Source organism: Thalassospira sp. (genome assembly GCF_040218635.1).
Lineage (GTDB): Bacteria > Pseudomonadota > Alphaproteobacteria > Rhodospirillales > Thalassospiraceae > Thalassospira.
In genome coordinates, this window is record NZ_JAVJRB010000005.1 from 281,768 (window position 1) to 308,053 (window position 26,286).

Genomic DNA, 26,286 nt, shown 5'->3' on the forward strand with positions numbered 1-26,286 from the left:
CCATCACCCTTTCACGGCCCCCGCGGCAATACCGCGTACAAACAACCGTCCCGACAGCAGATAAACCGCCAATGTCGGCAACGCCGTCAGCATGGTTGCAGCCATATCGACATTGTATTCCTTCTCGCCGAATTGCGATCCGACAAGGTTATTCAAGGCCACCGTCATGGGCTGCCCTGATCGCCCGCCAAAGGTCAGGCCAAGCAGGAAATCATTCCAGATGTAGGTAAATTGCAAAATCATCGCGACACCCAGGATCGGCAGGGATAAAGGCAACATCACATGCCAGAACAACCGCCAGAATCCTGCCCCGTCAATCCGGGCTGCCTTAAGTAAATCCTGTGGCACGGTTTTGAAAAAATTGCGGAACATCATGGTGGTAAAGGCAACCCCCCAGATGACATGCACAAGGATCAATCCCCCGATTGATCCAAAAATTCCAAGTTCACGGATCATGATGATCAGGGGATAAAGCGTTACCTGCGGCGGAATAAACATCCCGACCAAAAGGGCGGCAAACATCAGGTTCGCCCCCTTCATCTTCCAGACCGCCAAGGCATATCCGGTAACGGCCCCAAGCCCAACCGACAAAGCCAATGCCGGGATAACGATTTTAACCGATGTCAGGAAGGATGATGAAAGCCCACCACATTTATCGCCAAGCGTTTTGGCGCAATCGCCAAACCACGCCTTGCCCCAGGCTGCAAATCCCGGATCTGCGGGCAGGGTAAAGATACTGCCATTGCGGATTTCATCCATGGATTTAAGCGATGTCGAAACCATGATGAAAACCGGCGACAACACCAACAGTGCAGCGATGCCAAGCAAACCATAAAGAGCCAGACGGTTATATCGCATGATCAATGTCCCCGCCCGCCGCGCTCTTTGCGCAGTTCAAAATGGATATAGGGCGAAATCACCGCAATCACGGTACAGAGCAGGACAAACGCCCCGGCTGCACCAAGACCCAGTTCCTGCCGGTTAAGAATGTGATCAACCACAAACCGTGCCGGCAAGTCCGATGAAAAGCCCGGACCACCGCCAGTAAGAGCGACCACAAGGTCAAAGGCCTTCATGACAATCGCGCTCATCAGAATGAAAACCGTAAAGAATACAGTCCGCAGCATCGGGGTTATGACGTGCAAATAGACCCGCCATACCGGGATGCCATCCACACGGGTTGCCTTCCAAATATTGGGATCAATATTGCGAAGCCCGGCCAAAAACAGCGCCATGCACAGCCCGACCTGTTGCCAGATACCGGCAATCGCAAGAGTATAAATCGACCGGTCCGTCCGGACGATCCAGTTAAATTCGAAACTGGCCCAGCCCAATGCACGCACGGCTTCCTGCAAACCAAGGCCGGGATTCATGACCCATTGCCAAATCACACCAGTAACGATGAACGACATCGACAAAGGCAACATGAAAACCGTGCGAAACAGGCCTTCGGCCTTGATCCCGCGATCAATCAGAATTGCTAACAAATAGCCAAACAGCATACATCCACCAATGAACAGCACACCGTGGATGGCTAAATTTTGCATCGCCGTCCACCAGCGCTCATTGGCAAACAGACGGAAATATTGATCAAATCCGGTAAACTTATAAACCGGCAGCAGCCGCGACCGGGTTAGCGAAATTACAAAAGTCCAGATGATGAACCCGTAAAAGCAAACGATCGTAATCGTCATGGCAGGGATCAACGCCATCCGGGCCGTCCATTGCGGCCGCCAACGTCGCCTGCCGCCCTGCGAAGGTTTCAACCCACCTTGTGCCGGTTCGGCCATGAATAATCTCGCTTCTTTGTAAAGACGCCGCTGCAAATGAAAACCGCAGCGGCGCATGCCTTGCAAAGTGTGTTTGCCATACGCCTATTTGGCGTTGGAAATAGCCTGACGGAATTGTTCCTGGCCCTCTTGCGGGCTCATGTCAGCACTGTTCCAGAAATTGGAGATGCTGTCATCAATTGCGCCAGAAACCGAACTTGGCACCCCGAACAAACCGGTACTGACAAGATGGGTTTTTGGGTCCTGAAGGGTTTTGATCGCCATTTGCGCACAAGAATCAAAACTGTCGGCCGGAACATCAAGACGCGCCGGGATCGAGCCTTTTTTCTTGTTAAAGGCAATCTGCACATCGGGTTCAAGCATGACTTGCGCCATTTTGGCCTGTGCCGGGGTGGCTTCTTCTTCACCATCCATTGCGGAAAAGGCAAATGCATCGACGGTCATGATATACGCCGTGTCAATTGCCGGGGCGAATGCACAGCCAACCGTGCTTCCCGGCTCAATCCCGGCCGCAATGATTTCGCCCTTGGCCCAATCGCCCATGAACTGAAACGCCGCATCGCCTTTAATCACCATACTGGTCGCCTCGTTCCAGTTACGGCCGGGGCTTGATTCATCGACAAACGGTTTCAACGCGGCAAAGGTTTCAAACACTTCGCCCATGGTGTCAGACGCCAAAAGATCGTCATCAAGGGTGCTGTAAAGCTTGGCATAAAAATCACGTCCACCAACGCCCAAAAGGACACTGTTAAACATGATCCGTTCCTGCCATGGCTGACCGCCAAGACCGATTGGAATGATCCCGGCCTCTTCAAGCTTTTTGGCCGCAGTCATGAATTCAGGCCAGCTTTTTGGAACATCAACGCCTGCTTTTTCAAGGGCTTCCTTGTTAAAGAACATCCAGTTTTCACCATGGATGTTAATCGGGGCTGCGATGTAATCACCATCATATTTCGCCGCTTTGACGATCAATGGTGGCAGTTTTTCATCCCAGCTTTCGTCACTGGCAATTTTACCGACATTGGCAAGCAAGCCCTGATCGGCCAGTTCACGAAGCTGCTGACCAATCGAAAACTGGAACACCGATGCAGGGTCACCCCCCAGCATGCGGTTAACAGCAGCGGCACGGGCATTCCCCCCACCGGCAATCGGGGTATCGACCCAAGTGCCACCTTTTGCTTCGAATGCCGTGCGGACTTCGGCAAGAGCCGCTTGTTCACTTCCCGATGTCCACCAATGCAAAACTTCGGCTGTCTGGGCGTGAAGCGCACCGGCAGAAACACCTGTGCTCAGCAATGTCGCAAGCATCGCAATCTTCGAAAACTTCTTCATAACGATGATCCTCCCTAATGGATACGTTCACGTCCGACTTCTTGGTGGTCGAAAATTGTAACGTTACGATTTTTTTGATAAGCGCTTTATTCGCTCTTGTCAATCGGCAAATACCGCCCATAATAAGGCGAAATAGATGCGGCTATATTTTTTTGCCTCATTTTTCGAAACGTTACGATTTTGGATGCATTCAATTTGCAACATCCAGAACAGGGCAAGGAAGCAATCATGACCAACTCATTCCCCGACGGTTTCCGATGGGGTGTTTCGACCTCAAGCTACCAGATCGAAGGCGGCGCTGCAGATGACGGGCGCGGCGAAACAATCTGGGACACATATTGCGCGACACCGGGCCGCGTCGCCAAGGGCGACAATGGTCGTGTTGCTTGCGATCACTATCACCGCTGGGCCGAAGATCTTGATTTGATCAAAGGACTGGGTGCCAAACATTACCGTTTTTCCGTGATGTGGCCGCGCGTCATGCCAGAGGGCACGGGCAAAGTTAACGAAACGGGCATCGATTTTTACAGCCGCCTGATTGACGGCATGCTTGAACGCGGCCTTGATCCGTGGCTTTGCCTGTATCATTGGGACTTGCCACAGGCCCTTCAGGATCGCGGTGGCTGGGCCAACCGCGACATTGTTGACTGGTTTGGGGATTATACAGAACTTCTCGTCACGCGCTTGGGCGACCGGGTAAAGTCCTGGGTGACCTTTAACGAACCCAATGTCGTGGCCTGGATCGGACATGAAGAAGGCCGCCATGCACCGGGCATCACCGATCCACGTGCAGCAATGCGCGCCGCACATCATCTGAACCTGTGCCATGCACGTGCAACTCGGATCATCAAACGCCACAATGCCGATGCACCGGTTGGTTTCGTTTTGCCGATGCACAAAGGCTATACATTGCCGCATCGCCAAGAACAGGACGCGCATCTGATCGAACTGTTCGAAGCGAAATGGAACGGTGTGTTCCTTGATCCGGTTTATTATGGCCGTTATCCCGAATTGATCATGGACCGTATGGAACCCCACATTCGCCAAGGCGATCTGGAAGCCATTAAAACCCCGGTCGATTTTCAAGGGTTAAACCAGTATTTCCCAAGTTACATCCAAGCCGCCGAAGGCCAGGCATGGCCATTCAAGCATGCTGAACCACCGAAATATTTCCGCCGAACCGAGATGGGATGGGCGATTGACGGGGATTGTTTCTATAAAACTATGAAAATTCTTCAGGAGAAGTACGGCAATCCGCCGGTCTTTGTCACCGAAAATGGCGGTGCCTTTGTCGATATTCCGGGGAGTGACGGCCGCGTTGATGATCAGGATCGTATTGCGTATTACACCGAATATCTTGGTGCACTCCTTCGTGCGATTTCCGAAGGTGCTAATGTTTTGGGCTATATGCCATGGTCGCTTCTCGACAATTTCGAATGGGCATATGGTTATGACAAACGGTTCGGGCTGGTGCATGTCGATTATGACACCCAGAAACGCACCCCAAAGGCGTCCTATGACTTTATGCGCGACGTGATTTCACGGAACTCGTTGCCATAGAACCTGCCGGGCGATTAGATTGTCCGACATATTCAAAGAACGGACCTGTATATGCCTGCTGCACGCCCCAACCTTCGCACCATTGCCGATCAGCTTGGCCTGTCGGTTACGACAGTGTCGCGTGCCCTGAAAGACGGCCCGGAAGTCAAGCCCGGCACAGTTGCCAAGGTAAAGGCGGCGGCGGCAGAAATCGGCTATCAGCCCGATGCCCGCGGCGTGATGTTGCGCACGGGTAAAACCATGCAGGTCTGTTCTATTCTTTATTCTCCGGAAGTCGGCGACTATGGCGATCCGGGCTTTCTGGCCCAGGTCGAAAGCCTTGCCCAAGGGCTTGAGGCAGATCACTATTCGCTGGTTGTTCTGGCTCAGACCAGCGGCGAAGACCCGTTGGTACCGGTGCAAAAAGTCCATACGCAGCGCATGGCCGATGCGGTTGTGTTTTCGCGCACCACCCTGCAGGACAAGCGCGCTAAATATTGCCTGCAACATGACTTTCCGTTTGTCAGCTTTGGCCGAACCGAACTTCTCACCCCGCATGCCTTTGTCGACCACGACGACGAACAAGCCGCCTATGATGCGATCAAACGCCTGATCGAGGATGGTCACCGCAAAATCGGCATGATCGATCCGCATGAAGCTTTGACCTTTTTTGGCTATCGCAAACATGGCGCACGGCGCGCGATGATGGATGCCGGGCTTGATCCAGATAGTCTGATCTGGATGTCTTCGGATGTGTCCGTGCGCGCAGCCCGCGAAGCAACCATCAAACTTTTCACCGATCAATCTGATGTCACAGCCATTGTTTGCGCCAGTCAGATGACCATGATTGGCGCACTGGAAGCCTTGCTTGAACTGGGCATGGACACCATCCGCGACGGGATTGGCGTTGTCGGGTTTGGTGGCATGCCGTTCCGCATGCTGTCAAAACAGAAACTCACCTATTATTATCAGCCACAACGCCATGTCGGCGAAGTCCTTGCACGCCATCTACATGATCTGATGAACGGCACTGCACCTGAACAGCTACAGACATTGCTCCCCTATCGCCGGATTGACGATCTGGCAGCATTCCGCGAAGGCGAAGATTTCTAAGAACAGACTTGAACCCGAAACCCGGTTTAAGTGTTTGTTTTTTGATGCTCAGGATTATCTGCATTTTCCGCATCACCCGTCCCGATCCAGCGCACCAGCATCATCTCGATGGGTTTAAGCACAATTAGAACGACAAGGGTTAGCACGGTGGCAATCACCACGATGTGCCAAGCAGCAAGCGCGCAGGCAATACCAAGGGCTGCTGTGATCCACACCGTTGCCGCGGTTGTCAGCCCGGAAACCGACATGCTTTTGGGTTGGCGCAGAATAACGCCCGCCCCGATAAAACCAATCCCGGTCAAAACACCTTGCAACAATCCCTGCACCACGCGGGACAGGGCATCGGGATGGTCGATCAAATCCTGAAAATGGACCGCAACCACGGACACCACCGCCGCACCAAGGGCAACAAGGGCCAAGGTTCGCATGCCGGTTGGCTTGCCGTTCACATCACGGTTAAGCCCGATCACCATGCCAATCACGGTTGCCGCGCATAAGCGCATCACCATATCGATGATGCCAATGTCAAAATACTTATCGGCTGTCGCGAAATAGGGAAGATCGGTCAACATAGATCGGGCCTGAAAAGTTTCGGGGACTCCTGAAACGTCAGACGTTCGATGAATGTTCCGGCTCCGTGTTTTTCTGACCCATCCCGATTGGCTTATATACGGGTCTTCCCCGGACCGGTTCCGGGCAATACGCCCTTATCCATATCCCCGGCCTCGGCCATCAACCAGTCAAAGAAAAGCGCAATGCGCGGGTCACGGCCCGGCGGATCAAGAGTGATCAAAACGTAATCAAAGCCGGTTTGAACCATCCCGTGCGGGGCAATCAAACGACCGGCGGCAAGATCATCATAGACCAGCGGCAAAGGACCAATCGCGGTACCAAGCCGGTTCACCGCTGCTTGCAGGGCGAAAAAGAAATGGTCGAAATATTGCTCACTTGCCGGGGTAACCTCTATCGCACTGGCACGTTTCCACATATCCCACGCATCCGGGCGCGTACGGGTATGGAGCCAGCGGGCGTTGGACAGATCAGAACCAAGAATATCTTGCCAACATTCCAGGTCACAGACCGGCCCGGCATATTCGGACCAAAGATGGGTGGTTATGTAATGCTCTGAAATGCCGTAATCGGCCCGACGAATGGCGACATCGCAGCCATCTGAGAGCAAATCAACCGGGCCACCAGCCAGCCGCAGATCAATGTTCAGATCCGGATTGGCTTGGCGGAATGCCCCCAGACGCGGCATCAACCATCGCATGGCAAGGCTGGGTTCGCATGACACGGTTAATATCGGTGATGTGCCGTCATGGCGGTGGATATCCTCAACCGCATGATCAAGACCATCAAGTGCTGTGCTGGTCGCCTTCAAAAGACGTTCACCAGCAGCCGTCAGCCAAACCCGTCGATTGCGCCGAACAAAAAGATCAACGCCCAAACGTTCTTCGATCTGGGCCACCGCCCGACTGATCGCCCCATGGGTTAAATGCAGTTCTTCGGCGGCGCGCGAAAAGCTTTGATGACGCGCAGCTGCTTCAAACGCCGGTAAGGCGGAAAGTGGGGGCAGGCTGCGTTTTCTGTGAATATTACTCACAATATATCCCGGAATTTTTCGATTTTCAGGCGATGCATAGAGTTTGATACTCAATCAGCTCACAGATCAATCAAATTCATCACATATGAAGGACCGGGATCATGCCCGCTTTATCAACCGATATCCTGTCGATGGAAATTATCGCCGTTGGCATCATCACCATCCTTGCCGTGATCAGCCCGGGACCAGATTTTGCCATGGTCACCCGCCTTGCGATTTCACGTGGACGCCGTGCGGGGGTCATGTGCGCGATTGGCATCGGAAGCGGGGTTTCCGTCCATCTTGCCTATACCGTAATTGGTTTGGGGGTTCTGTTTGCCAGCAATGTCTGGATTCTGACCAGCCTGCGCTATCTTGGTGCAGTCTATCTGATCTGGCTGGGGCTATCGGCACTTTGGCCTGATATCCGTCATCTATTGGAGGGGAAGAAACGGCAAAATACCGGCGATGTTAGCGCTAACATCCCCACAACACCACCAGCACCAGAAACACCAAGCCCGGATCATTACCGCAACGGATCGGCGTTCTGGATTGGATTTGTCTGTAATGCGCTGAACCCCAAAACGATGCTGTTCATCGTTTCCCTGTTCAGTCAGGTGATTTCACCCACCACACCCGTCATTCAGGAAATCGGGTATGGCATTTATATCGCAGCCTGCCACATGGCCTGGTTCGGACTGGTTGCGGTTGCCCTGACCTTACCTGCCCTGCAGAGCCGCATTGCATTGTTCAAAATATGGATTGAACGCGCTGTTGGCCTTTGCCTTGCCGGACTTGGCATCAAGCTTTTGGCAAGCTGAGATCAGATAAACAGCATTTCGCCGTTTTGTTTGGCATCGTTTAGGAACGTCACAACGCCACCGGTTTCAATCGCGATTTCATCACGGGTGGCGGCGTCTTCCAGACCAAGGGCGCGCAAGCCCATCTCGCAGACCATGAATTTTCCATTCAGACTGACACAAGCCGATAGAAGTTCTTCAAAACTGCCAATGCCGCGGGTGGAATAGGTCAGATCGATCGATGTCGCGGTTGCACCTTGCGCATCGGTGCGCAGATGGCGCCAACCTGATGGGGCCAAAAGTGCGCGACTGGCTTCCATTGTGAAAAACAGGGTGACGTCACGCCCGGATGCCAGCGCAGCCGATGCCATTACGAGTGCGTAATGAACCTTTTCAAAGCTTCCGGAAAACACAACAAGCGAAAGTTTCTTAACGGTATCCGTCTCAGTGGTCATGGATTGAAAGATCCTTGATTGTGGCGTTTTCTGAACAAAGCGGGCAGCCGGGATCGCGGGGCACTTTGATCTTGCGGAAAGATGCCGACAGCGCATCTATGATCAAAAGCTGCCCGGACAGGCCATCGCCAATGCCCATCAGTTCTTTTAGCACTTCTGTTGCCTGCATGCCGCCGATCATCCCGACAACCGATCCCAAAACCCCGCCCTGGGCACAGGATGGAATGGCATCCGCGGGCGGCGGGGCATGATAGATGCAGCGATAACACGGGTTAGGCGCACCTTGATGTGCCTTAAAGGTTGAAACCTGCCCGTCAAAGCGAAGGGCGGCACCCGATACCAAGGTTTTACCCGCCATATAGCAGGCATCATTGAGCAAAAACCGCGTTTCAAAATTATCCGACCCATCGGCAATCACATCATAATCACCGATCAAATCCATGACATTTGACGCATCAAGGCGGGTGTTATGGGCATGAACCGTAATTTCGGGGTTCATATCCATCATGGTTGCCTTGGCACTGTCGACCTTGGGTGCGCCAATATCGCTCATGCCATGGGCGATCTGGCGTTGCAGGTTGGATAATTCAACCGTATCGGCATCAACAATGCCAATCGTCCCGACACCGGCAGCCGCCAGATACATTGCCAACGGTGATCCAAGCCCGCCTGCGCCAACAATCAGTACCCGACCGCGCTTAAGCTTCATCTGTCCGGTGCCACCGACCTCTTTAAGGACGATGTGGCGGGCATATCTTTGCACTTCATTTTCGCTGAAATCGAAATCGGTCACGCGGGCAGGTTTCCTGTCAGGAGGAATTAAAAAAGACGAGGGTTTGGATATAGCCTGCCGTTTATATCTCTCAAGGAAAAGATTTGATTTTTCATCGAATTGTCGGAATCTGGCGTGACATCTGTGTCCGACTGGCCAAATTCATCTGCCCCGATCAATGTCCAATGGCGCACGGCCGGATGGAAGAACCCCGATTGGCGGTAGGCCTGATCAACAATGCCGTCATCTTCCAGCGCCTTAAGGCCACGGTTCAAGACAGCAGGCAGATCAGTCCTGTCACTAGCGATCTTATTGATCGCAAAATGCCGACTTCCCGCCAAAGCAATTTTAAAGCCCGGGATTGGCAGCATCCGAACCCCGCCAGCCACAAGTTCCATCCCAGATCCGGGTTGAAACGGTGCGAGAAGAAAATCAGCGCGGTCATCGGCAATAAATTGAACCATCAATTGCCATGTTGGCACATGCACCAAATCTGGCAAATCAAGCTTTTCCAATGCCTGCCAATCCGGTTTCCATGTTCGGTTTGAAACTGCCCGCATGCGCCGAATATCTCGCAGGCTATGGACACGAAGCCGGTTTGAATTGTCTGCCAGCATGTAAAACCCGGCCTCAAACCGGCCAACCGGAATAACCGGGTGCGATGCGATCATGGTTGCCCCATCTTCATCGATGTCACGCCGCCAGACGGATGATCCGGAAATATCCGCCTCACCGACCGAGACCATTTGCATCATCCGGGCGTAATTTCCCCCACCAATCAAGGTCATTGCACCCGTCCAGCCGCCTCTGGACAATGCCTGCTGAACAAGGACGATTTCGACCACATCACGGCGACTATACGGGCCGCCAAAGTCGGTAATTGTGGTGAAGGTTCGGCCATCGAGAAAACGTTCGTAATCTTCTAGCACATCGTCTGCGACAACAATGCGCAAGGCATCTTCATCCTCGCTGGCCGATGCCGTTTTGATTCCGAAACAAAATACCATAGATAGCACAATCGCCATCCCCAAAAGACCTGACAGGGTATCTTGCATGTTTTTTTGGCCGGCTGTCTTCATTCAGAACCTCTAATTTTCGTTCCTTTCAAATTGGGGTGGAGCCGCCCAACATCCAGTAGCCATATCATTAAGCCATAAAAAAAGGCCCGGTGTAACACCGGACCTTTGCGTTGTGTTGCTATGTGCCGTTTAGGCAAATTGTTATTGCAGACCTTCAAACAAAGCGGTCGACAGATACCGTTCGGCAAAGCTTGGAATGATGATGACGATACGTTTGCCGGCATTTTCCGGTTTCTGACCAAGCTCGATCGCGGCTGCAACCGCCGCACCGGAAGAAATACCGGTCGGAAGACCTTCAATCGCCGCCAGTTTGCGGGCCGTGGCAAAGGCGGTTTCGTTGCCAATGGTCATGACCGTATCAATCACATCGGTATTGAGGTTGCCCGGAATGAACCCGGCGCCAATGCCCTGAATTTTATGCGGGCCCGGTGCGCCACCGGAAATAACCGGGCTGTCTTCGGGTTCGACGGCAACGATCTGAATGTTCGGGTTATGCTTTTTCAGCACTTCACCAACACCGGTCAATGTGCCACCCGTGCCAACACCCGACACAAAGATATCAACGTTACCCGCCGTATCTTTGATGATTTCCTGGGCCGTCGTGTTGCGGTGAACTTCCGGATTTGCCGGATTGTCAAACTGCTGGAGCATGACCGCACCGTCAATTTCGGCGACCAGTTCTTCCGCACGGGCAACTGCGCCCTTCATGCCTTTGGCAGCCGGGGTCAGATCAATCTGCGCCCCAAGCAGCATCAGCATCTTGCGACGTTCCAGCGACATGCTTTCAGGCATGGTCAGGATCAATTTGTAGCCCTTGGCCGCTGCAACAAATGCCAGCGCAATACCGGTATTGCCCGAGGTCGGCTCAACAAGGGTTGCACCCGCTGCAAGCTTGCCTGATTTCTCAGCGTTTTCAATCATCGCCAGACCGATACGGTCCTTGACCGAGGCCAGCGGGTTGAAGAATTCAAGCTTGCCGATCAGATCAGCTTTCACGCCTTCGGCCTCGGCCAGACGTGAAAGGCGCACCAGTGGGGTTGCACCGATGGTGTCGATAATGCTGTCGTAAATCTTGCCGCGAAACTCAGTCATGTTTTCCTCGCACGTTTTGTATTTATGCCATCAAGCACATGTTTGAACTGTATTTATCTCGCTATCTATCCAAGTCAAATGGGATAGCAGGAATTATTACATCAAAGCATGTCAGACGACATTCCTGATGCCTGTAGTTTTAAGTGAACTGCAGCAGTTTCTTGTTGATTGACGATACAATAAACCACCGCGGTTCCAGAAGATTAAATGATGAAATCTGGTGATTCTTCGATCCCGCTGCGCAAGCCGGCATCACGTGCCCGATTGCACAGGTCTTCGACCGTGATTTTTTCAAGCTGCTTCATCATTTCGTCCTGCAATTCGCGCCAAAGCGGGCGAACAACTTCCTTGCCCAATGGCGAACCGGCCGGATCTTCGATCGGATCATCGGATGTTTCCATCGACCGAATCACGGATACGATATCGGCCAAGGTAATCCGGCGACGTTCGCGCGCCAACCGATAGCCACCGCGCGGACCGCGCACACCTACAAGAATGTCAGCGCGCACAAGCTGCTGCAAGGTCTGTTCAAGGTAACGTTTCGGGATGCCTTGTCGGGCGGTAATGTCACGGCTTTGCACCGGTTCCCCCGCAGCGTTATAGGCAATGTCCACGACCGCCTCGATTGCAAACAACATCTTTTTTGATAGCTTTAGCATCTTCTCACTTTACTCCCCTTGCGGTCCGACCATCCCCCCAGACGGTATGCGAACCTGATTTCGACAGAGCACCCTTGCATCACATAAACGGCCAGTTTTCACACCGTCATGCGACAGATTTATTTGACCGGGCTTGCCGTACCGGTCGACCCGAAACCACCCGCACCACGGGTGGTTTCATCAAGATCATCAACAGCACGCCATGCCACCTGCGTGATCGGTGCGACCACAAGCTGCGCAATGCGCATGCCGCGTTCAATTTCAAACGCCTCTTCACCGTGGTTGATCAAAATGACTTTGATCTCACCGCGGTAATCCGCATCAATCGTGCCCGGACTGTTCAAAACGGTGACACCGTTCTTGGCCGCCAGTCCTGAACGCGGGCGGACCTGTGCTTCAAACCCGGCTGGCAGCGCAATCGCAATGCCGGTTTCAACCATCGCCCGTTTGCCCGGTGCCAGAACCATCGTGCCATCAATCGCGGCCTGCAAATCAACGGCGGCTGATTGCGCGGTGGCATATTCGGGCAGGGGCAAATCCGCCCCATGAGGAAGCTGTTTCAGATCAACGCGAAGAGCCGACATATTCTATCCTTATGATCGCCCGGTCGTGATGCCGGGTATATATTTCTGATCCCGACGGGCAATGCCCGCGTCAGGAAAAATGGTCAATGATGCGCGCGGCCAAAGCCCGGGCAATGCCGGTTTTGCTTTGACGTGGCCAACGCTCATCGGTTTTTTCATCTACGCCTGAAATCAGGCAAATCTCGTTTTGATCGCCGCCAAATGTGCCGGTATCGGGGGCAACATCATTGGCAAGAATCCAGTCACATCCTTTGCGCGTGCGTTTGGCGCGCGCATGTTCCGTGACATTTTCCGTCTCGGCGGCAAATCCGATCACAAGGCTTGGGCGCGAAGCACCAGCCGCACTGATGGTTGCCAGAATGTCGGGATTTTCCGAAAGTTTCAGATCGGGAATAACCCCCGACCCATCCTTTTTAAGCTTCTGCCCGGCTTCGCCTGCCGTGCGCCAATCCGCCACCGCAGCCGCACAAATCACAATATCAGCCGGAAGGGCGTTTTGAACCGCCGCCAGCATTTGACGCGCCGTTTCAACCCGCACAACCCTTACCCCCGCCGGATCAGGCAAGCTTACCGGACCAGACACCAAGGTCACCTCCGCCCCTGCATCGCAAAGGGCCCGGGCAATGGCATGGCCTTGTTTGCCCGATGATCGGTTAGCAATATAGCGCACCGGGTCAATCGGCTCATGGGTCGGGCCGCTGGTAACCACGGCCTTTTTGCCAGCAAGCGGTTTGGGGGCATCTTGGGCATCAAGGAAATCGAGCACATGTGCAATAATTTCGGCCGGCTCGGCCAAACGACCAGATCCAAATTCGCCACAGGCCAGATCGCCAGAAGACGGTCCAACCCGGATCACACCACGCTTTTCAAGCGTCGCGATATTGGCCTGGGTTGCCGGATGGTTCCACATCTCGACATTCATGGCCGGGGCGATCATGACGGGTTTATTGGTCGCCAAAAGGGCAGTGGTTGCCAGATCACCCGCCTGACCGGTTGCCATTTTTGCCAGAATATCGGCACTTGCCGGGGCGACCAGAACAAGGTCAGCCTCACGCGACAGGCGGATATGGCCCATTTCGGCTTCATCGGTCAGAGAAAACAAATCCTGATAGACTTTGTTCTCGGTCAGGGCCGCCACAGAAAGCGGGGTCACGAACTCTGCCCCGCCTTTGGTCAGGATGGCGCGAATGTTGATTTCGCGGTCTCTTAGCCGACGGATCACCTCAAGAACCTTATAGGCAGCAATGCCGCCGGAGATGATCAGAAGGATATTCTTTCCTGTCTGCACTGTGATTACCAATTAATTACGGTTAAGAAGTGTGGTTAACCTACATTGTCGCATTATCTGGCGCAAGCACCCAAAGATGAAATGAAAAACGCTATGCCCCCAAAGGGTACATAGCGCATTTCTTTATTAGGTTTATTAGCATGTTAGACGGGTTTGTTCACCCGGTCTTATGGCACTGTGTACAACATGCCAAACCAGTGCCAGCGCTGTTCTGCACCCATTGCCGTGCAGTTAATCCGCCATCGCCCGGATGCCACCGGACCATCAAGACGGATTTCAACCCGCTCATCGCCAAGCCGGTTCATGGTTGCAGCCCCATCAGATGGATAGCAGGCAACATTCGGTGCCGGTTCTTTTAAGGTGAAACCAAAGGCAGGCGGATTGCGCGTCAGGGTGTAATCGCCCGGCGTAATGTCACTGACACGCAGCGGCAATGAATTTGCCGCCAGTGTAAAGCGATCCATCGCGCCATAATGTTCGTTCAGCGCAAAGCGCGGCAGATACATGAAATCTGACTCAGTGCTCATCGCACCACTTTGCTGGCCAAAGGCCGCTTTGTATCCGGCCTCCTTGACCGCAGCAATCACATCGGCATTTGCTTCGCCGTATGGATAGGCAAAGATGTCCGGTACAAAGCCCAATTCTTCCTGAAACCGTTCGGCTGAATGGGCAAGTTCGGCTTTGACTGCTTCGATATCAAGTTCAGGCAAATGGGAATGGTGTTGGCTATGGCCGCCAATCGTAACCCCGGCCTTGGCCATTTCACGCAGCATGTCCCAGGTCATGTAATTGGAAAAACCGTCATCGACCTGTTGGCTGGACACAAACACCGTGAACGGCATGTTATTGGCGCGGAAAACCGGCCAAGCGTCCTGATAAACCGATCGATAGGCATCATCAATCGTGATGCCAATGGTTCGATCGGGCAGACCTTCGCCCTTTTCCAGTGCCGCGACAATTTGCGGAACGCCCACCACCGTATAACTGCCATTGGTCAGTTCTTTGATATGCGCATTGAACTGATCAATCTTGATGTTGGTTGACGGATATTCATTTTCGCCAAAGCGGTGATACATGAAAATCACCGACGATGTGGCATCACCGGTTGGCACATCAACCATGTCCGCAGGCGCAGCAGATGGCGCCGTGGTCGGTGTATCGGCCGGTGCCATTTCATCTGTCTTGGTTTCAGCACTGCCACCCCCGGTCATCGCATCGTCTGCGACCGGCTGGGGGTTTGATGTATCAGTCTGTGCAATACCCTGCCCTGTTGCGAATGTCAGCCCGATGGCAAACGACATTCCAAACACCATGCTGCGCAGCATGAACCGACTATCCACAAGCATCGACACAGAGGACGATTTTTGCCCTTCGGCCTCAAATTTCATTTTGGTTTCCAGTCTTCATCCAACCACTCCAATCAGGGCCAGAACACAGTTCTGATCCTGTGCCCTATGGTCATGCCGTTTGGTCATTGGCCATGGGCGGCGTCCCGTTTGCCGGGATCGTCTTAGCGATGAAAAATACCAGTGAACCAATTGTTTTTCCATATTTCATATAGATACTTGCGAATTGGTTCGTTGAAGCTACCTTTGAAACAGGTTCACACCCGTCAAAAAATGAGGCCCCATGTTAAATTCTGATGCACTTGATCTTCTGTTCCACAATGGCCGAACCTACAGCGCCTGGCAGGATCGCGACGTCGAAACAGATCTGCTGAAACAGGCCTGGGATTTGACCGTTCTGGCACCGACAAGTGCCAATTGCGAACCGATGCGCGTCACATTCATCAAATCCATCGAGGCAAAAGAACGCCTGAAACCCTGCCTTGCCGCCGGGAATGTTGATAAGACAATGGCGGCACCAGTGACCGCAATTGTCGCACAGGATCTGGAATTTTACGAAAAGCTGCCGGATCTGTTCCCCCATACCGATGCAAGGTCATGGTTTGCGGGCAAAGAAGACGCAATCAAAGCCACTGCGTTTCGCAACAGTTCGCTTCAGGCAGGCTATTTCATTCTCGCCCTTCGCGGTCTTGGGCTTGATTGCGGTCCGATGTCTGGATTCGACAATGCCAAACTCGATGCCGAATTTTTTGACGGAACCCCGATCAAAAGCAATTTCCTGATCAATATCGGCTATGGCGATCCAAAATCGCTGCATGGCCGCACCCCGCGCCTGACATTTGATCAGGGCGCTACAATTCTCTAACCCTGCGTTTTTAAAACGTCTTTTAAGATTTCTTTCAAAGGGCCTCCGCAATCGGGGCCCCTTTTGCGTTCCGGTTAGATGATGATCTATGGCATTTGCGTACCTGATGAACCCTCGACGTTTTTTTTCAATCGATGGAACGGCTTGAAAACTGTCATCAAACTTTTATTTGATCTTTACCGGCCCATAACCATTTTAGGTCCACTTTTAGTCGCGCGTGCACTAGAAGATCAGAATATTACGAAACAGGAGCGTTAATTGGGTTTCCGCCAATTACTACTTACAGCTTTGGCCGTTGGCTTTCCGGCAGGCATTGTCTTTATCGTCCTGGCGGCGATGGAGCAACTTGGCTGGGGCATGGCTGTGCTGTCTGCAACGCTTTCCTGGATCGGCATTTTTGCCGTGCTGCGGGTTTATTTCGGTGATTTGCGCCGGGTGGCCCGATATGCCACGGACCTGCGTGACCGGTTTAGGGGAACACCCCCGCAAACAATCACGTTTAGCGCCGCCTCCGAACTTTCATCGCTTTATACCCAGATTGCCGCAGCGTTCCGCGACCGTATTGCCCTGCTTGAGGCGCAAACCAGCACCGATGCTGAAATTCTGGATCACCTGCCAAATCCGGTGGTGATGGTCAATCGCCACCGTGTGGTGACCGGCTTTAACCAAGCGGCCAGGGGACTGTTTCACAATCTGGAAACCGGACGTGACCTGACACGGTTTATCCGTGATCCGATCTTGCTTGATGCGTTTGATGATGTCGCCAACAGCCGCGAAACCATGAAACATGCCGAGTTCGTTCTGGCCAGTGACGCGCACCGTCATTTTGACGTGCTAACGGCGCGCCTGCCTGCTGCGACCGGGGACCGGAACTTTGTGCTTAGCTTCTCGGACCTGACGGAGCTTCGCAAACTTGAACAGATGCGGGCCGATTTCGCCACCGATGCCGGACATGAATTGCGCACCCCTTTATCTGTTGTTCTGGGCTTTATCGAAACGCTGGAAGGTCCGGCCAAAGATGACCCGGATGCGCTTGGGCAGTTCCTGCCGGTCATGCGTGATCAGGCCCAGCGCATGCAGCACCTGATCGAAGATTTGCTGTCCTTGGCGCGGATCGAGCTGAATGAACATACCCCACCATCCGAGGATTGCGACGTTGGCAAGATCGTTGGCAAGGTTGCCGAAACCCTTGCGATGAAGGCCGATGCCAAAAGCATGAAAATCCGCGTCACCCGCGAACTTGAAAACACTGAAATGGTGGGCGAGGAAAAGGAACTAACGCAGGTCTTTGTCAATCTGGTGGAGAACGCCCTGAAATATGGTCATCCCAACACCGATGTCGAAGTCACCATCAGTCTTGCCAAAAACCCGCCGGGTGCCTTGGCGCGGTTCCGTCATGAACGGATCATGGCCATTGCTATTCGCGATCATTCCGACGGGATTGCACGCGAACATCTGCCGCGCCTGACCGAACGGTTTTACCGGGTTGATACTGCGCGATCCCGCGCCGTTGGCGGAACGGGCCTTGGCCTTGCCATCGTCAAACACCTTGTCCAGCGCCACCGCGGCACAATGCAAATCGAAAGCGAGAAGGGTGTTGGATCGGTCTTTACCGTCTATCTGCCCGCCAAAACCGGCGGCAATGTTCGCAAACTGCATTCAGCTTAAAATTGATAGATCGATCTTCTGACGACTATCAAAGAAAAGGCCAGCACCGAAATGCTGGCCTTTTGCATATCCCGTGCAATCGAACGTTTCGATTACAGAATAAACTTCGAAAGATCAGTATCCTTGGACAGTTCTTCGACCTGTTCGCGGACATAAGCGCCATCGACCTTAAACGTCTCACCGGCGCGATCGGTTGCGGTAAAGCTGATATCATCCAGCAGCTTTTCCAGCACCGTATGCAGGCGACGTGCACCGATATTTTCGACCGATTCATTCACGCTGGCCGAAATGCGGGCAATTTCGTCAATCGCATCATCGGTGAAGTCCAGTGTGACTTCTTCGGTGCCCATCAAGGCAATATATTGCTTGATCAGGGATGCTTCCGGTTCCATCAGGATACGGCGGAAATCAGCTTCGGTCAGGGCTTTAAGTTCAACCCGGATCGGCAAGCGACCCTGCAATTCCGGCAGCAAATCCGATGGCTTTGCCAGATGGAACGCACCAGAACAGATAAACAGGATATGGTCGGTTTTGACCGTGCCATGTTTGGTCGAAACGTTGGTTCCTTCGATCAAAGGCAACAGGTCCCGCTGCACACCTTCGCGCGATACATCGCCACCGCGTTCTTGTCGGGCGGTGATTTTATCGATCTCGTCCAGAAACACGATGCCGTTCTGTTCGACATTATCAATCGCCTCGGCGGTGACTTTGTCCATATCAAGCAACTTGTCGCCTTCTTCATCGATCAGGCGTTCCATGGCTTCTTCGACGGTCATGCGTTTGGGTTTGGTGTTGCCGCCAAATGCTTTGCCGAACATGTCATTGAGGTTCAGCATGCCCATCTGCGCCCCGGGCATGCCGGGAATTTCCATGGTCGGCATGGAGGCCGAGCTGCTTTCCTGAACGTTGATTTCGATTTCTTTTTCCTGAAGTTCGCCTTCACGCAACATTTTGCGGAATTTCTGGCGGGTATCAGGGGATGCATTTTCACCGACAAGCCCATCCAAAATCCGTTCTTCCGCCTGCATTTCGGCCTTGGCACGGACTTTCTTGCGCATGGTTTCGCGGGTCAGATCGATGGAAACTTCGACCAGATCACGCACGATCTGTTCAACATCCCGCCCGACATAGCCGACTTCGGTGAATTTGGTTGCTTCGATCTTGATGAACGGTGCGTCGGCAAGCTTTGCCAGACGCCGGGCAATTTCGGTTTTACCGACCCCGGTCGGGCCGATCATCAGGATGTTTTTCGGGAGAATTTCATTGCGCATGTTTTCGTCAAGCTGCTGACGGCGCCAACGGTTGCGCATCGCAATGGCGACCGCGCGCTTGGCGTCTTTCTGACCGATAATGTGACGATCAAGTTCAGAAACCGTCTCACGCGGGCTGTAATTTTGGGTCATTGTAGGGTTCCGTTTTGTTATTACGACGAATGCGGTATCAGGGCCCGAAACGGCACCCTGTTTATTTCGCATCCTCGATTTTTTCGAGCATGACACTGCCATTGGTGTAGACACAAATCTCACCGGCAATCTTCATTGCCTTGCGGGCAATTTCTTCAGCACTCATGTCCATATCAATCAGCGCACGGGCAGCGGACAAGGCATAATTGCCACCTGATCCGATGGCGATAATGCCGTCTTCAGGTTCCAAAACATCGCCCTGACCGGTCAAAACCAGTGACACGTCTTTGTCGGCAACCGCCATCATGGCTTCAAGCTTGCGCAGGTAACGATCGGTGCGCCAGTCCTTGGCCAATTCAACACAGGCCCGCATGGTCTGGCCCGGATGACGGTCCAATTTGGCTTCAAGACGCTCAAGCAAGGTAAAGGCATCGGCGGTCGCACCGGCAAAACCAACAATGATTTCGCCCTTGTTGCCGATCCGGCGCACCTTGCGGGCATTGCCCTTGATCACAGTTTGGCCAAGCGATACCTGACCATCGCCAGCCACGACGACTTCGTTGCCCTTGCGCACAGACAGGATCGTTGTGCCGTGCCAGCTTTGTTGTTCGCTCATGAATTATCCTTGAATATCATCCAATGCTTCGACCAAGAGTTAGCACGGCAGGCGTCCCGGTCAAGGGCAGAAGCCACCCGGCCCCGTTTGGAAAACCTTCATTGCGTGGCAAACAGTGTTTCAACGCAGTGATGCATAAAAAAGTCAAAGCACAGTTTCCCAACATGCTTTACCCTTAACCACCAAAAGAATTTCCAAGAACACAGGACCAAAAGCCATGAGCCGCAACGATCTTTCCCAAACCCATCTTGGCAAATGCATTCTTGCCGGACAGGGCAAAATCAAAGCGGATCTGGTCCTTCGCAATATCGGGTTGCTTGATGTCATCACCGGCAAGGTCACTGTGACCGACATCGCAATTGTCGGCGACCGCATTGTCGGAACCCATGACAGTTACGCCGGTGAAACCGAAATCGAGTGCACTGGCAAATTCGCGGTGCCGGGCTTTATCGACACCCATCTGCATATCGAAAGCTCGCTCGTCACCCCGCTTGAATTTGACCGCTGCGTGTTGCCGCATGGTGTGACCACCGTTTTGTGTGACCCGCATGAAATTGCCAATGTGCTGGGTGCCGAAGGCATCAAATATTTCCTAGAATGTGCTGAACAGACAATCATGGATGTGCGGGTTAATCTGTCATCCTGTGTGCCTGCCACCGCCTTTGAAACCGCAGGGGCGCGGCTTGAAATCGAAGACCTTTTGCCGTTCCGCAGCCATGAAAAGGTCGTCGGTCTGGCCGAATTGATGAATTATCCCGGCGTGCTTAACCTTGATCCGGGCATCATGGCCAAGCTTGAAGCCTTTCAGGATGGGCATATTGACGGCCATGCGCCGCTGGTGCGCGGGCTTGACCTTAATGGCTATATGGCCGCAGGCATTCGCACCGACCACGAAGCCACATCCGCCGAAGAAGCCCGTGAAAAACTTGCCAAGGGCATGGCGATCCTGATCCGCGAAGGATCGGTTTCCAAGGATCTTGAAGCACTGGCGGAGATTCTGGATGAAAACAGTTCAAGCTTCGTCGCGCTCTGTACCGATGACCGCAATCCGCTTGATATCGGCGAAGAAGGCCATCTTGATAGTCTGGTGCGCCGTCTGATCGGCCATTTGAAGGCCCGCAATTGCCCGATCCATCATGCGTACCGGGCCGCATCGCATTCGGCTGCGCGCATTTTCGGCCTGCCTGATCGTGGCTTGATCGGGCCGGGCTGGCGGGCAGATATCGCGATTCTGGATGATCTTGATACCTGTAATGTTGTCGATGTGATTGCCGCTGGCCGCCTTGTCACCAATGATCTGTTTGCCGCACGTAAAACCATTGCGCCAGTCGGATTAAACTCGATGAAGGCCACCCCGGTTGATGCCACCGTCTTCGCCTGCGACCCCAAACCGGGGCAAAACCAGACCCCGGTGATCAAGGTCAAACCGGGCCTTATCCTGACCTTCCGCGACGAAGCCACACTTGAAATCGGTGATAACGGCCTTAAACCCGATCTTGCCAATGACGTGATCAAGGTTTCTGTCGTCGAACGCCACGGCATTAATGGCAATATCGGGCGCAGCTTTGTGCGTGGATTTGGTCTGAAACGCGGGGCAATTGCATCATCGGTTGGCCATGACAGCCACAATATCACGGTGGTTGGGGCCGATGATGCCGATATGGCGGTCGCGGTGAACCGCCTGATTGAAATGGGCGGCGGTTTTGCCGTTGCCGATGGCGGAAAAGTCACCGCTGAACTGGCCTTGCCGGTTGCAGGATTGATGAGCCTTGAGCCATTTGAAGTGGTCGAAGAAGACCTGATTACGCTACGTGCTGCCGCCAAGGATCTGGGCTGTGTCTTGCCCGAGCCGTTCCTTCAGGTCGCGTTCCTTGCCCTTCCGGTGATCCCGCACCTTAAAATGACCGATCGCGGCCTGTTTGATGTCGATAAATTCGATTTTGTCTAAAGCTTTTGCGGTGAATACACCCTTAATCACCGCAAATCATGCGATAAATAAACTTGCCAATCACCGCCAACACCCGGCATAATCACCGCAAATGGAGCGGTGATTATGCCCTGGATTCATCAACACAGCCAATGGCCCAAGTTCTCTTGGAACGATAATGCCCTTATCGTTGCACTGGCCGATTGCCGTTTTCAGCAGGGAAAGCTGCTGGGCAAAATGACCGCCCTCGGCTTTGATTTGCAACAGGAAGCAAGCCTCAACACGCTGACAAACGACATCGTCAAATCATCGGAAATCGAAGGAGAACGCCTTAACCGCGGCGAGGTTCGATCATCGGTTGCACGCCGTTTGGGCATGGACATGGCCGGTATGGTTCCCACCAATCGCAATGTCGACGGCATCGTTGAAATGATGCTTGATGCCACCCAGAATTACCGTGAAAAGCTTACGGCAGACCGGTTGTTTGACTGGCATGCGGCCCTGTTTCCCACCGGACGCAGCGGCATGCACAAAATCGCCACCGGCACGTGGCGAAAGGATGAAAACGGCCCGATGCAGGTTGTTTCCGGTCCCTTTGGTCGCGAAACCGTCCATTTCGAAGCCCCGGCGGCATCAATGCTTGCCGATGAAATGTCGATTTTCCTTGATTGGTTTGAGAATTCACCACCCATCGACCCGATCATTAAAGCGGCCATCGCGCATTTCTGGTTTGTCACCATTCATCCGTTTGATGATGGCAACGGCCGTATTGCACGTGCAATTGCCGATATGGCCCTTGCCCGTGCAGATAACAGTGCAACCCGTTTCTACAGCATGTCGACCCGGATCGAAGCTGAACGGCACGACTATTACGCACAGCTTGAACGTCAGCAACGCGCAACACCTGACATAACCGAATGGATTGGTTGGTTTATTTCATGTCTGAACCGTGCCATCGAAACTGCCGATACCGCACTGGAAACCGTTTTACACAAAGCACGTCTATGGGATACGGCAAACAAAGTGGGCGTCAATGCGCGGCAAACCGTTATCCTTAACCGCATGCTTGATGGGTTCAAGGGACATATGAATACCTCAAAATATGCCAAAATTGCCAAATGTTCGAACGATACCGCCCTTCGAGATATTCAGGCGCTGGTCAATGCTGGCATCTTCCAAAAAAACGCCTCCGGTGGCCGCAGCACCAGTTATCGTCTCTTCGATATAACAGATAAAGAGTAGCCGGAGCATTTTGCGTTCACCCCTTGGCCACCTTAAACTGGCATTTGCGCGACTTTGTTGCTAAATACGTCTCATCATATGCATCAATACCTGCAGGAAAGGAGCTTTGCATGCGCAAGGCCCGCGTTGAGCGTAATACAAACGAAACTCAGATCACGGTTGAAGTGAACCTTGATGGTACCGGCGTTTATGACGTCGAGACCGGGGTTGGCTTCCTTGATCACATGCTCGAACAGCTTTCACGCCACAGCCTGATGGACCTTAAAGTCCGGGCCAAGGGCGACCTGCATATTGATTTCCACCACACCACCGAAGATGCCGGCATCGCAATTGGTCAGGCCGTTGCAGAAGCTATTGGCGATAAGAAGGGCATCAATCGCTATGGCAGTTGCCTGCTTCCGATGGATGAGGCGTTGACCCGTGTCGCACTTGATATTTCAAGCCGCCCTTATCTGATCTGGAATGTCGAATTTACCCGCGACAAGCTGGGTGATATGGATACCGAATTGTTCCGTGAATGGTTCCAGGGCTTTGCCCAGGCAGCAGGCATTACCCTGCATGTCGAGAACCTGTACGGCGAAAACAATCACCATATCATTGAAAGCGCCTTTAAGGCGCTGGCACGGTCGCTGCGCGTCGCGATGGAAATTGATCCGCGCAAATCCGATGCCATTCCGTCGACCAAGGGTGTTCTTGGCGGATCGCTTTGATCTGATCTGATCATGATCGGGAATATACCGGCAGTGCCAAGCGCGCTGCCGGGACCAGAAAATCGGTTTTCGATGAAGGTTTACACAGTCCATATCCATCCCGGCGATGCCGAACCGATGGAAAATGCCATCCTGATCCGCGAAGGCTTCAATTTCTGGGCCTTTTTGCTGTCGGGACTTTGGGCGTTGTATCACCGGCTTTGGCTGGGGTTCTTTGGTCTGGTTGCGGTGTCGTTCCTGTGCAGTTTTGCCGTGATGGCCTTTGACGGCGGCCCGGAAATGGACTTTGCCCTCGCACTGGTGACCGGTATCGGCTTTGGCCTGATTGCCAATGATCTTAAGCGCCGTAAATTGGCCGCTCAGGGCTGGAAGCTTTGCGATATTGTTGCCGGTCACAGTGAAAGTGATGCCGAACACCGCTGCTTTAACCGCCTGCGCGCCCCACAATCAGCGAAAGCTGTTGTCTCCACCCCCTCAATCGGGAGCCCATCCTACCCATGAGTGTTGCGATTATTGATTACGGTTCAGGCAATCTGCGTTCTGCTGCCAAGGCGTTTGAACGTACCGCCCGCGAAACCGGCTTTTCCGATCCGATCCTTGTCACCGATGATCCGGAAAAGGTCCGCAACGCCAGCCATATTGTGCTTCCGGGCGTTGGCGCCTATGCCGATTGCCGGGCTGGTCTGGATGCTGTGAGCGGCATGGTGGATGTCCTGACCGAACAAGTGATCAAAGGCGGCAAGCCGTTCTTTGGCATTTGCGTTGGTATGCAGTTGATGTCATCCGTCGGACGTGAATTTGAAGTGACAGACGGTCTGGACTGGATTGCGGGCGAAGTTGTCGCGATTAAGCCAAGTGATCCCGACCTTAAAATCCCGCATATGGGATGGAACGAACTGGTTCTTGATCCTGCTGGTAAAACCCACCCGGTGATGGCCGGTGTTTCCGATGGCGATCACGCCTATTTCGTGCACAGCTATCACATGCATGTCGCCAACCCGGCGGAACGACTGGCATCGGTTTCTTACGGCGGGGACTTAACCGCTATGATCGGGCGTGACAACATGGTTGGAACCCAGTTCCACCCGGAAAAAAGTCAGAAAACAGGGCTTACCATCATTGGTAATTTCCTGGGATGGAAACCATGATCGCACCGAGTGATACCATTCAGGACGGGGTTATCTCCGAACATGTGACCAAGCTTTCGGCAGGCGATCTTTCCGATATTGTCGATGCCTGTACGCAGGCCATTGTCGAGGGGGGTGGCTTTGGCTGGCTGACGCCACCTGATCGCCCGGATATGGAAAAATACTGGCGCGGTGTGTTGTTGATGCCCGGTCGCCATTTGTTCGTATCGCGGGTTGATGGGGTGATTTCCGGTGCGGCCCAGTTGATTGAAACCCCCTCCAACCTTGAAGCCCAACGCCATTCCGCCCAGATTTCCGGCCATTTCGTCGCCCCATGGGCGCGTGGGCGCGGCAACGGCAAGGCGATTGTCCGTTCGATTGAATATTTCGCCCGTGAAGCGGGCTATAGCGTTTTGAAACTTGACCTTCGCGAGACCCAGACAGCCGCCATAGCACTTTATAACGGGCTTGGTTATGTCCGTTGGGGCATCAATCCCTATTATGCGATGATCGACGGTAAAATGGTCGAAGGTTATTACTACACCAAGAAAATACAGGACACGGATCAGTGAATCTTTATCCCGCAATTGACCTAAAAGACGGTGCATGCGTTCGCCTTTTGCGCGGCGATATGGACAAGGCCACCGTGTTTAATGACAACCCCGGTGCACAGGCCGGTGAATTTGTTGCTGCCGGGTGCCATTGGGTTCACATCGTTGATCTGAACGGGGCCTTTGCCGGTGAACCGGTCAATGGCGCAGCAGTTGATTCAATCCTTGCCGCCGTTGATGGCAAGGCCCAAACCCAGCTGGGTGGCGGTATCCGCACCATGGAAACCGTTGATTACTGGCTGAACAAGGGCATTACCCGCGTCATCCTTGGCACGGTTGCCCTGCGTAATCCCGATTTCGTCAAGGAAGCCTGTGCCAAATGGCCGGGCCGTGTGGCGGTTGGCATTGATGCCCGTGATGGTTACGTTGCGGTTGAAGGATGGGCAGAAACATCCGAAGTCACTGCCCTTGAGCTTGCCAAGAAATTTGAAGATTGCGGTGTGGCTGCGATCATTTTTACCGACATTGACCGCGATGGCGCGATGGGTGGGCCAAATATCGAGTCCACCGTTGCACTGGCCTCTGAAATCTCGACCCCGGTGATTGTATCGGGCGGGGTATCATCGCTTGAAGATCTGATTGCCGTTAAGCAGCATAGCGATGCCGGCATTGATGGTGCCATCTCCGGCCGTGCGCTTTATGACGGACGGATCGACCTTGCCGCTGCGATTGCAGCCCTCGCGTAA

General features: G+C 53.4%; 27 protein-coding genes. 12 read left to right on the forward strand and 15 right to left on the reverse strand.

Annotated elements, in window-relative coordinates:
- Positions 1 to 3 precede the first annotated feature (3 nt).
- The 3 genes from RIC05_RS04800 to RIC05_RS04810 all read right to left on the reverse strand — a co-directional run bounded on the left by RIC05_RS04800 (position 4) and on the right by RIC05_RS04810 (position 3,122).
- A complete protein-coding gene (locus RIC05_RS04800; protein WP_350040991.1) occupies positions 4 to 858 on the reverse strand; it encodes a carbohydrate ABC transporter permease in 855 nt (284 codons plus the stop codon).
- A gap of 2 nt (positions 859 to 860) precedes the next feature.
- Positions 861 to 1,712, reverse strand: a complete 852-nt coding sequence (locus RIC05_RS04805; protein WP_350040992.1) for a carbohydrate ABC transporter permease — start codon at positions 1,710 to 1,712, stop codon at positions 861 to 863.
- 162 nt (positions 1,713 to 1,874) lie between these two features.
- Positions 1,875 to 3,122, reverse strand: a complete 1,248-nt coding sequence (locus RIC05_RS04810) for an ABC transporter substrate-binding protein (RefSeq protein WP_350045128.1) — start codon at positions 3,120 to 3,122, stop codon at positions 1,875 to 1,877.
- A 228-nt stretch (positions 3,123 to 3,350) separates the two neighbouring features.
- On the opposite strand from RIC05_RS04810, the gene RIC05_RS04815 reads away from it, so the two are divergent.
- Entirely contained in the window at positions 3,351 to 4,682 is a 1,332-nt protein-coding gene (locus RIC05_RS04815; protein ID WP_350045127.1) for a GH1 family beta-glucosidase, read from the forward strand.
- Between the two features lie 51 nt (positions 4,683 to 4,733).
- Positions 4,734 to 5,774, forward strand: coding sequence for a LacI family DNA-binding transcriptional regulator (locus RIC05_RS04820; RefSeq protein ID WP_350045126.1), 1,041 nt, complete (start codon positions 4,734 to 4,736; stop codon positions 5,772 to 5,774).
- 26 nt (positions 5,775 to 5,800) lie between these two features.
- On the opposite strand, the gene RIC05_RS04825 is transcribed toward RIC05_RS04820, so the two are convergent.
- Both RIC05_RS04825 and RIC05_RS04830 read right to left on the reverse strand, forming a co-directional pair.
- A complete protein-coding gene (locus RIC05_RS04825; RefSeq protein WP_350045125.1) occupies positions 5,801 to 6,346 on the reverse strand; it encodes an MgtC/SapB family protein in 546 nt (181 codons plus the stop codon).
- 92 nt (positions 6,347 to 6,438) lie between these two features.
- A complete protein-coding gene (locus tag RIC05_RS04830; protein ID WP_350045124.1) occupies positions 6,439 to 7,377 on the reverse strand; it encodes a LysR substrate-binding domain-containing protein in 939 nt (312 codons plus the stop codon).
- Positions 7,378 to 7,478: 101 nt separating this feature from the next.
- Here RIC05_RS04830 and RIC05_RS04835 point away from each other — a divergent pair, with 101 nt between their 5' ends.
- Positions 7,479 to 8,177, forward strand: coding sequence for a LysE family translocator (locus RIC05_RS04835; RefSeq protein WP_350045123.1), 699 nt, complete (start codon positions 7,479 to 7,481; stop codon positions 8,175 to 8,177).
- A gap of 2 nt (positions 8,178 to 8,179) precedes the next feature.
- Here RIC05_RS04835 and RIC05_RS04840 read toward each other — a convergent pair whose 3' ends face one another.
- From RIC05_RS04840 to RIC05_RS04875, 8 genes are all read right to left on the reverse strand, one after another.
- Positions 8,180 to 8,611, reverse strand: coding sequence for a DsrE family protein (locus tag RIC05_RS04840; RefSeq protein ID WP_350040999.1), 432 nt, complete (start codon positions 8,609 to 8,611; stop codon positions 8,180 to 8,182).
- Positions 8,601 to 9,404, reverse strand: coding sequence for a HesA/MoeB/ThiF family protein (locus RIC05_RS04845; protein ID WP_350045122.1), 804 nt, complete (start codon positions 9,402 to 9,404; stop codon positions 8,601 to 8,603). Before RIC05_RS04845 ends, RIC05_RS04840 begins: the two co-directional genes overlap by 11 nt.
- A gap of 26 nt (positions 9,405 to 9,430) precedes the next feature.
- Positions 9,431 to 10,462 (reverse strand): transporter substrate-binding domain-containing protein, encoded by a 1,032-nt coding sequence (locus RIC05_RS04850; RefSeq protein WP_350045121.1) that lies wholly within the window; start codon positions 10,460 to 10,462, stop codon positions 9,431 to 9,433.
- A gap of 141 nt (positions 10,463 to 10,603) precedes the next feature.
- Positions 10,604 to 11,554 (reverse strand): cysteine synthase A, encoded by a 951-nt coding sequence (gene cysK / locus RIC05_RS04855; protein ID WP_350041002.1) that lies wholly within the window; start codon positions 11,552 to 11,554, stop codon positions 10,604 to 10,606.
- A 203-nt stretch (positions 11,555 to 11,757) separates the two neighbouring features.
- Positions 11,758 to 12,213, reverse strand: a complete 456-nt coding sequence (locus RIC05_RS04860; protein ID WP_008888834.1) for an RrF2 family transcriptional regulator — start codon at positions 12,211 to 12,213, stop codon at positions 11,758 to 11,760.
- Positions 12,214 to 12,332: 119 nt separating this feature from the next.
- Positions 12,333 to 12,797, reverse strand: coding sequence for a dUTP diphosphatase (dut, locus tag RIC05_RS04865; protein ID WP_350045120.1), 465 nt, complete (start codon positions 12,795 to 12,797; stop codon positions 12,333 to 12,335).
- A gap of 70 nt (positions 12,798 to 12,867) precedes the next feature.
- Complete coding sequence (gene coaBC, locus RIC05_RS04870) at positions 12,868 to 14,085, reverse strand: bifunctional phosphopantothenoylcysteine decarboxylase/phosphopantothenate--cysteine ligase CoaBC (protein WP_350045119.1); 1,218 nt, start codon at positions 14,083 to 14,085, stop codon at positions 12,868 to 12,870.
- Between the two features lie 167 nt (positions 14,086 to 14,252).
- Positions 14,253 to 15,473: a polysaccharide deacetylase family protein gene (locus RIC05_RS04875; RefSeq protein WP_350045118.1), complete on the reverse strand. Its 1,221-nt coding sequence runs from the start codon at positions 15,471 to 15,473 to the stop codon at positions 14,253 to 14,255.
- Positions 15,474 to 15,714: 241 nt separating this feature from the next.
- Between RIC05_RS04875 and RIC05_RS04880 the strand changes: the two genes are divergently transcribed.
- Positions 15,715 to 16,296 (forward strand): malonic semialdehyde reductase, encoded by a 582-nt coding sequence (locus RIC05_RS04880; protein ID WP_350045117.1) that lies wholly within the window; start codon positions 15,715 to 15,717, stop codon positions 16,294 to 16,296.
- Positions 16,297 to 16,554: 258 nt separating this feature from the next.
- Entirely contained in the window at positions 16,555 to 17,964 is a 1,410-nt protein-coding gene (locus tag RIC05_RS04885) for an ATP-binding protein (RefSeq protein ID WP_350041007.1), read from the forward strand.
- Positions 17,965 to 18,056: 92 nt separating this feature from the next.
- Here the strand turns inward: RIC05_RS04885 and hslU are convergent, their stop codons facing one another.
- Together hslU and hslV are read right to left on the reverse strand one after the other, a co-directional pair.
- On the reverse strand, positions 18,057 to 19,367 hold the full coding sequence (gene hslU / locus RIC05_RS04890) for an ATP-dependent protease ATPase subunit HslU (protein WP_350045116.1): 1,311 nt from the start codon (positions 19,365 to 19,367) through the stop codon (positions 18,057 to 18,059).
- A gap of 61 nt (positions 19,368 to 19,428) precedes the next feature.
- On the reverse strand, positions 19,429 to 19,983 hold the full coding sequence (gene hslV, locus RIC05_RS04895) for an ATP-dependent protease subunit HslV (RefSeq protein ID WP_350045115.1): 555 nt from the start codon (positions 19,981 to 19,983) through the stop codon (positions 19,429 to 19,431).
- Positions 19,984 to 20,200: 217 nt separating this feature from the next.
- Between hslV and ade the strand changes: the two genes are divergently transcribed.
- From ade to hisA, 7 genes are all read left to right on the forward strand, one after another.
- On the forward strand, positions 20,201 to 21,931 hold the full coding sequence (ade, locus tag RIC05_RS04900; protein ID WP_350045114.1) for an adenine deaminase: 1,731 nt from the start codon (positions 20,201 to 20,203) through the stop codon (positions 21,929 to 21,931).
- Positions 21,932 to 22,036: 105 nt separating this feature from the next.
- Positions 22,037 to 23,152 (forward strand): Fic family protein, encoded by a 1,116-nt coding sequence (locus RIC05_RS04905; RefSeq protein ID WP_350045113.1) that lies wholly within the window; start codon positions 22,037 to 22,039, stop codon positions 23,150 to 23,152.
- Between the two features lie 110 nt (positions 23,153 to 23,262).
- Complete coding sequence (gene hisB / locus RIC05_RS04910) at positions 23,263 to 23,862, forward strand: imidazoleglycerol-phosphate dehydratase HisB (RefSeq protein WP_350045111.1); 600 nt, start codon at positions 23,263 to 23,265, stop codon at positions 23,860 to 23,862.
- A 72-nt stretch (positions 23,863 to 23,934) separates the two neighbouring features.
- A complete protein-coding gene (locus RIC05_RS04915) occupies positions 23,935 to 24,363 on the forward strand; it encodes a DUF2628 domain-containing protein (protein ID WP_350045110.1) in 429 nt (142 codons plus the stop codon).
- On the forward strand, positions 24,360 to 25,010 hold the full coding sequence (gene hisH, locus RIC05_RS04920; RefSeq protein WP_350045109.1) for an imidazole glycerol phosphate synthase subunit HisH: 651 nt from the start codon (positions 24,360 to 24,362) through the stop codon (positions 25,008 to 25,010). The genes RIC05_RS04915 and hisH overlap by 4 nt, the downstream gene beginning before the upstream one ends.
- Positions 25,007 to 25,561, forward strand: coding sequence for a GNAT family N-acetyltransferase (locus RIC05_RS04925; protein WP_350045108.1), 555 nt, complete (start codon positions 25,007 to 25,009; stop codon positions 25,559 to 25,561). The genes hisH and RIC05_RS04925 overlap by 4 nt, the downstream gene beginning before the upstream one ends.
- Complete coding sequence (gene hisA / locus RIC05_RS04930; RefSeq protein WP_350045107.1) at positions 25,558 to 26,286, forward strand: 1-(5-phosphoribosyl)-5-[(5-phosphoribosylamino)methylideneamino]imidazole-4-carboxamide isomerase; 729 nt, start codon at positions 25,558 to 25,560, stop codon at positions 26,284 to 26,286. Before RIC05_RS04925 ends, hisA begins: the two co-directional genes overlap by 4 nt.